Genomic DNA, 6,847 nt, shown 5'->3' on the forward strand with positions numbered 1-6,847 from the left:
TGTTTTTTGTAGTAAAAAAAATGGCAAAACACTTGACTTCCGCTTCTTAATGTTGTATCTTTGTAATGTGCTTAAGAAAAGGAATAATCATTGATTCGGGCGCCCTATCCCTTCCCTTACCCACTTCTCTCTTATAACTCATTTTTCTTAACTTAAACCTTAACTTTTTAAATTTATGGATGTAATTGTAGAGCGCTTCCAGCGCCGTAAAATCGTGAGCAACCCGGCTTCGCCCATGTTGTACTATCTCCGTCAGAAACCCAAGACCTGCGGCACCGTGGACATCGATGTCCTTGCCGCCTCCATTCAGAAAAACTGTGCCATGACGAAGGGCGACGTGAAGCACGTCATCGAAGCCCTGGTGGAGGAGATTCAAGGCAACCTTGCCAATGGCGACAAGGTGAAGCTGAACCAGCTGGGCACTTTCCACATGACGTTCCGCTGTCCCGGCATGGAGGCCTCGGACAAATGTACGGTGCGCAATATCTCGAAGGTGAATATCCGCTTTATCCCCGACAAGGAGCTGAAGCTGGTGAACGGCAGTACCGCCGTGACCCGCAGCCCGGCGAATGTGGGCTTTGTGCTCGACAAGCCCGAGGAGGGCGGCTCCGGCGGCGGCAATCAAGGCGGTGGTTCCGGAGGCGGCTCCGGCGACGACGGCGACCAGGGCGAAAATCCGCTGGGATAAAGAAGGAATGATTAAGGGTTAGTGATTAATGGTTAATGAACACAAGCAAATCGCTTATCGCTAATCAATCCCTAATGATTAACCATTAATCATTAGCCCTTAATCCTTAATCACTAATCCTTAATCACTAATCCTTAATCACTAATCCTTAACCATTAATTCTTAACTATTAATCCTTAATTTTATGAGTACAAAATCATCTGTTTGGGATAAGATTCTGAAAGTGATAATCGCTGTAGCCTCCGCGCTTATTGGTGCCCTGAGCGCCCATGCCATGACAGTGTAGCGGGTTTCCTTCACTTTTAATTTTTAATTTCTAATTTTTAATTCTCATGAGATTCATCAATCTTATCGTCGTCCATTGTTCCGCCACCCGCTGCGACCGCTGCTATACGGAGCACGACTTGACGACAGACCACCTGCGCCGGGGCTTCTCCGGCGCAGGTTATCATTTTTATATCCGCAAGAACGGTGACATCAAGTCCCTGCGTCCCTTGTCCCTGCCTGGTGCCCATGTCCGGGGTTGGAATGCAGGTAGCATCGGTGTCTGTTACGAAGGCGGTCTTGACGAGTGCGGTCGCCCTGCCGATACACGCACCCTTTTCCAAAAGCACTCCCTGCATGTGCTTGTGTTGCTGCTGCTGAAGGATTATCCCGGTTCCCGGCTTTGCGGTCACCGCGACCTGAGCCCCGACCTGAACCATAACGGGGAGATAGAGCCGGAAGAGTGGGTGAAACAATGTCCCTGCTTTGATGCGGCGACTATACTGACAGAACCGCCACCACCCAATCCGGCATGCTTATAAAATGTTTTTATTCTCTTTCTTCGTGCTCTTCGCGCGCACGTATATATATAATGTATAGTTATTTTCTCTCTTTTTCCTTTCTTCAAAATTGTTCATGCGAAATGCATTTATGAATCAGTAAGTTACAAAAAAGTTTCATTTTTATTAAAAAAAATGATAGATATGTTTGGCTTGTATTGTTAAATCCTATACCTTTGCACCCGCTTTCCAAGAGAAGGAAAGTGGTAAGATTGAAATACTGAAACAGAAGTGTGGAAGGTGACACAGAGAAATAAAAAGAGATAAAAATATTTTTCGAAAAACATTTGGAACTTATTAATAATTCTCCTTATCTTTGCAGTCCGACTCGCAAAGAAAAAGAACTTTTCTTGTTTTGCTTTTCTTATCCTTGTTTAAAGGATTTGAAAATACAGGAAAAAGAAAAAAATGAAAAAAAAACTTCCGAAAATATTTGGAAGATATGCTTTAAAGTTCTTACCTTTGCATCCGCTTTCTGAAAAGAACAGCAAGCGTGAAACGAGCGATCTTTGAACAGATTTACATAAACAATACAAGTAGTACAAGAGCAGGTGCTTCGCAAATTAATAATTGGAAACTAATAATTAAGGCGCGTCGTACCTGGGTAAAACAAAAGAACCGTCAATACTTATTCTATATAGATAGGTAAAGATAAACTTTTGAATTCGAGCGTCCTGAACAGATAATTAAGCTGTCGCACTTTAATTTTTAATTTGCGCAGTCACGATACTTTTACAATGAAGAGTTTGATCCTGGCTCAGGATGAACGCTAGCTACAGGCTTAACACATGCAAGTCGAGGGGCAGCATGAACTTAGCTTGCTAAGTTTGATGGCGACCGGCGCACGGGTGAGTAACACGTATCCAACCTGCCGATGACTCGGGGATAGCCTTTCGAAAGAAAGATTAATACCCGATGGCATAGTTCTTCCGCATGGTAGAACTATTAAAGAATTTCGGTCATCGATGGGGATGCGTTCCATTAGGTTGTTGGCGGGGTAACGGCCCACCAAGCCTTCGATGGATAGGGGTTCTGAGAGGAAGGTCCCCCACATTGGAACTGAGACACGGTCCAAACTCCTACGGGAGGCAGCAGTGAGGAATATTGGTCAATGGACGAGAGTCTGAACCAGCCAAGTAGCGTGAAGGATGACTGCCCTATGGGTTGTAAACTTCTTTTATACGGGAATAAAGTGAGGCACGTGTGCCTTTTTGTATGTACCGTATGAATAAGGATCGGCTAACTCCGTGCCAGCAGCCGCGGTAATACGGAGGATCCGAGCGTTATCCGGATTTATTGGGTTTAAAGGGAGCGTAGGCGGACGCTTAAGTCAGTTGTGAAAGTTTGCGGCTCAACCGTAAAATTGCAGTTGATACTGGGTGTCTTGAGTACAGTAGAGGCAGGCGGAATTCGTGGGGGAGCGGTGAAATGCTTAGATATCACGAAGAACTCCGATTGCGAAGGCAGCTTGCTGGACTGTAACTGACGCTGATGCTCGAAAGTGTGGGTATCAAACAGGATTAGATACCCTGGTAGTCCACACAGTAAACGATGAATACTCGCTGTTTGCGATATACAGTAAGCGGCCAAGCGAAAGCGTTAAGTATTCCACCTGGGGAGTACGCCGGCAACGGTGAAACTCAAAGGAATTGACGGGGGCCCGCACAAGCGGAGGAACATGTGGTTTAATTCGATGATACGCGAGGAACCTTACCCGGGCTTGAATTGCAACTGAATGATGTGGAGACATGTCAGCCGCAAGGCAGTTGTGAAGGTGCTGCATGGTTGTCGTCAGCTCGTGCCGTGAGGTGTCGGCTTAAGTGCCATAACGAGCGCAACCCTTATCGATAGTTACCATCAGGTTATGCTGGGGACTCTGTCGAGACTGCCGTCGTAAGATGTGAGGAAGGTGGGGATGACGTCAAATCAGCACGGCCCTTACGTCCGGGGCTACACACGTGTTACAATGGGGGGTACAGAAGGCAGCTACACGGCGACGTGATGCTAATCCCTAAAGCCTCTCTCAGTTCGGATTGGAGTCTGCAACCCGACTCCATGAAGCTGGATTCGCTAGTAATCGCGCATCAGCCACGGCGCGGTGAATACGTTCCCGGGCCTTGTACACACCGCCCGTCAAGCCATGAAAGCCGGGGGTACCTGAAGTGCGTAACCGCAAGGAGCGCCCTAGGGTAAAACTGGTGATTGGGGCTAAGTCGTAACAAGGTAGCCGTACCGGAAGGTGCGGCTGGAACACCTCCTTTCTGGAGCGACGTCTCGACTCGATCGTTGGTTCTTGAAGTTATGCTTCCATAAGAACCTCTTGTACTGCGCGTACTTGTTTATTAAAATATACGAGAAAAGTAGAAGCCGAGCCGTAAGGCGAGGGTTTGACTGACAGTCCTATAGCTCAGTTGGTTAGAGCGCTACACTGATAATGTAGAGGTCGGCAGTTCAACTCTGCCTGGGACTACTTCAAAGTTGAAAACTGAAAATTGACAACTGAAAATCGGGAACTCTCCGGACTTTCCACTTTCCACTTTCCGTTTTCCACTTATAAGAAGGGGGATTAGCTCAGCTGGCTAGAGCACCTGCTTTGCACGCAGGGGGTCAACGGTTCGAATCCGTTATTCTCCACTCCGTTTTGATTATTGTTTTATAATTGAAACACCGTTCTTTGACATGATGTGACCAAAAAAAAGTAAAGTTAAAAGCTGAAAGTATATATCGACCATACGTGATCGGTAAGACAAAAAGTAAGTAAGGGCACATGGCGGATGCCTTGGCTCTCGGAGGCGATGAAGGACGTGATAAGCTGCGATAAGCTGCGGGTAGGTGCAAATGACCTTTGATCCGCGGATTTCCGAATGGGACAACCCGGTACTTTGAAGAAGTATCATCCTGCATTGCAGGAGGCTAACGCAGGGAACTGAAACATCTTAGTACCTGCAGGAAAAGAAAATAAACAATGATTCCCCCAGTAGTGGCGAGCGAACGGGGAACAGCCCAAACCATCCATGTTACGGCATGGGTGGGGTTGTAGGACCACGCCGTGGCAAGAAAGTTGGTGAGCAGAATGTTCTGGAAAGTACAGCCATAGAGCATGAGAGCTGCGTATGCGAAGCCAACCGAAGCCTAGTGGTATCCTGAGTAGCGCGGAGCACGAGGAATTCTGCGTGAATCTGCCGGGACCATCCGGTAAGGCTAAATACTCCCGAGAGACCGATAGTGAACCAGTACTGTGAAGGAAAGGTGAAAAGCACTTCGAACAGAAGAGTGAAATAGTTCCTGAAACCATGTGCCTACAAGCGGTCGGAGCACCTTCTGGTGTGACGGCGTGCCTTTTGCATAATGAACCTACGAGTTACTTTTTCCGGCGAGGTTAAGGATTTCAGATCTGCAGCCGAAGCGAAAGCGAGTCTGAACAGGGCGTATAGTCGGAAGGAGTAGACGCGAAACCAAGTGATCTACCCTTGGGCAGGTTGAAGGATGGGTAACACCATCTGGAGGACCGAACCAATAAGCGTTGAAAAGCTTCTGGATGACCTGAGGGTGGGGGTGAAAGGCTAATCAAACTTGGAGATAGCTCGTACTCCCCGAAATGCATTTAGGTGCAGCCTTGACTTATACTGGCATGAGGTAGAGCGACTGATAAGATGCGAGGGCTTCACCGCCTATCAAGTCTTGACAAACTCCGAATGCGTGTCAGTTCTATGTCAGGAGTGAGGGCATGGGTGCTAAGGTCCATGTCCTAAAGGAGAACAATCCGGACCAACAGCTAAGGTCCCGAAATGAATACTAAGTTGAACTAACGAAGTCAGATTGCTAAGACAGCTAGGATGTTGGCTTGGAAGCAGCCATTCATTTAAAGAGTGCGTAACAGCTCACTAGTCGAGGAGTTTGGCGTGGATAATAATCGGGCATAAGTATTCTACCGAAGCTTTGGGATGAGAAATCATCGGTAGGGGAGCATTCCACTCTGCGTCGAAGGTGAAGCGCGAGCTTTGCTGGAGCGTGTGGAAAAGCAAATGTAGGTATAAGTAACGATAAAGGGGGTGGGAAACCCCCTCGCCGAAAGACTAAGGTTTCCTGATCAACGCTAATCGGATCAGGGTAAGTCGGGTCCTAAGGCTCAGCCGAACGGCGAGGCCGATGGCAGAACCGGTTAATATTCCGGTACTACCTGTGGGAGTGACGTGGAGACGGAGTCGTGACAGCGCCGCGGACTGACGGAATAGTCCGTTGAAGGGTGTAGATGCTGATTGTTCCAGGCAAATCCGGAGCAAGAGTCGAACCTGACAGTATGGAGCGTTCTTAGAACAATCCAATAGTGCGTGTAATCATACTTCCAAGAAAATCCGCTAAACTTAATCCTGCAGGTACCCGTACCGCAAACGGACACACGTAGTCGGGTTGAATATACTAAGGCGCTTGAGTGATTCACGGTTAAGGAACTAGGCAAACTGACCCTGTAACTTCGGGATAAAGGGTCCTCGCTTTACGGCGAGGCGCAGAGAATAGGTCCAGGCAACTGTTTAACAAAAACACAGGGCTGTGCAAAATTGAAAGATGAAGTATACAGCCTGACACCTGCCCGGTGCTGGAAGGTTAAGAGGAGATGTCATCGCAAGAGAAGCATTGAATTGAAGCCCCAGTAAACGGCGGCCGTAACTATAACGGTCCTAAGGTAGCGAAATTCCTTGTCGGGTAAGTTCCGACCTGCACGAATGGTGTAATGATCTGGACGCTGTCTCAACCGTGAGCTCAGTGAAATTGTAGTATCGGTGAAGATGCCGATTACCCGCGATGGGACGAAAAGACCCCGTGAACCTTTACTATAGCTTAACATTGAATTTGGGTAATTGATGTGTAGGATAGGCCGGAGGCTTTGAAGCGGGCACGCCAGTGTCCGTGGAGCCGCTGTTGAAATACGGCCCTTTGATTATTTGAGTTCTAACCCGTTGTTGCGGGGACACTGTTTGGTGGGTAGTTTGACTGGGGTGGTCGCCTCCAAAAGTGTAACGGAGGCTTCTAAAGGTGCCCTCACGACGATTGGTAACCGTCGGCAGAGTGTAATGGCATAAGGGCGCTTGACTGGGAGACTTACAAGTCGATCAGGTAGGAAACTAGAGCATAGTGATCCGGTGTTTCTGTATGGAAAGGACATCGCTCAAAGGATAAAAGGTACTCCGGGGATAACAGGCTGATCCCTCCCAAGAGCTCATATCGACGGAGGGGTTTGGCACCTCGATGTCGGCTCGTCACATCCTGGGGCTGGAGAAGGTCCCAAGGGGTGGGCTGTTCGCCCATTAAAGTGGCACGCGAGCTGGGTTCAGAA

The 6,847-nt window shown here is 48.1% G+C and carries 3 protein-coding genes, 2 tRNA genes and 2 rRNA genes (1 of these 7 only partly in view); all 7 read left to right on the forward strand.

Translation table 11 applies throughout. The features are described from left to right. The first annotated feature begins 175 nt into the window (after positions 1-175). A complete protein-coding gene (locus DW800_RS18860; RefSeq protein WP_005837397.1) occupies positions 176-688 on the forward strand; it encodes an HU family DNA-binding protein in 513 nt (170 codons plus the stop codon). Positions 689-872: 184 nt separating this feature from the next. Beyond that, complete coding sequence (locus DW800_RS19760; protein ID WP_005837396.1) at positions 873-974, forward strand: smalltalk protein; 102 nt, start codon at positions 873-875, stop codon at positions 972-974. 46 nt (positions 975-1,020) lie between these two features. Further along, positions 1,021-1,494 carry an N-acetylmuramoyl-L-alanine amidase gene (locus tag DW800_RS18865; protein WP_005831100.1) on the forward strand — a complete coding sequence of 158 codons (474 nt, stop codon included), beginning with the start codon at positions 1,021-1,023 and terminating at the stop codon, positions 1,492-1,494. A 752-nt stretch (positions 1,495-2,246) separates the two neighbouring features. Next, positions 2,247-3,773 (forward strand): 16S ribosomal RNA (locus DW800_RS18875). Between the two features lie 135 nt (positions 3,774-3,908). Continuing rightward, positions 3,909-3,982, forward strand: a tRNA-Ile gene (locus DW800_RS18880). 90 nt (positions 3,983-4,072) lie between these two features. Further along, positions 4,073-4,146: transfer RNA gene (locus tag DW800_RS18885), tRNA-Ala, on the forward strand. A 113-nt stretch (positions 4,147-4,259) separates the two neighbouring features. Further along, a 23S ribosomal RNA gene (locus DW800_RS18890) occupies positions 4,260-6,847 on the forward strand (it continues 346 nt past the right edge of the window). Together the 16S and 23S rRNA genes with 2 tRNA genes alongside form the textbook arrangement of a ribosomal RNA operon.

The organism is Bacteroides sp. AM32-11AC, assembly GCF_003603515.1.
GTDB classification, from domain to species: Bacteria; Bacteroidota; Bacteroidia; order Bacteroidales; family Bacteroidaceae; genus Bacteroides; species Bacteroides uniformis.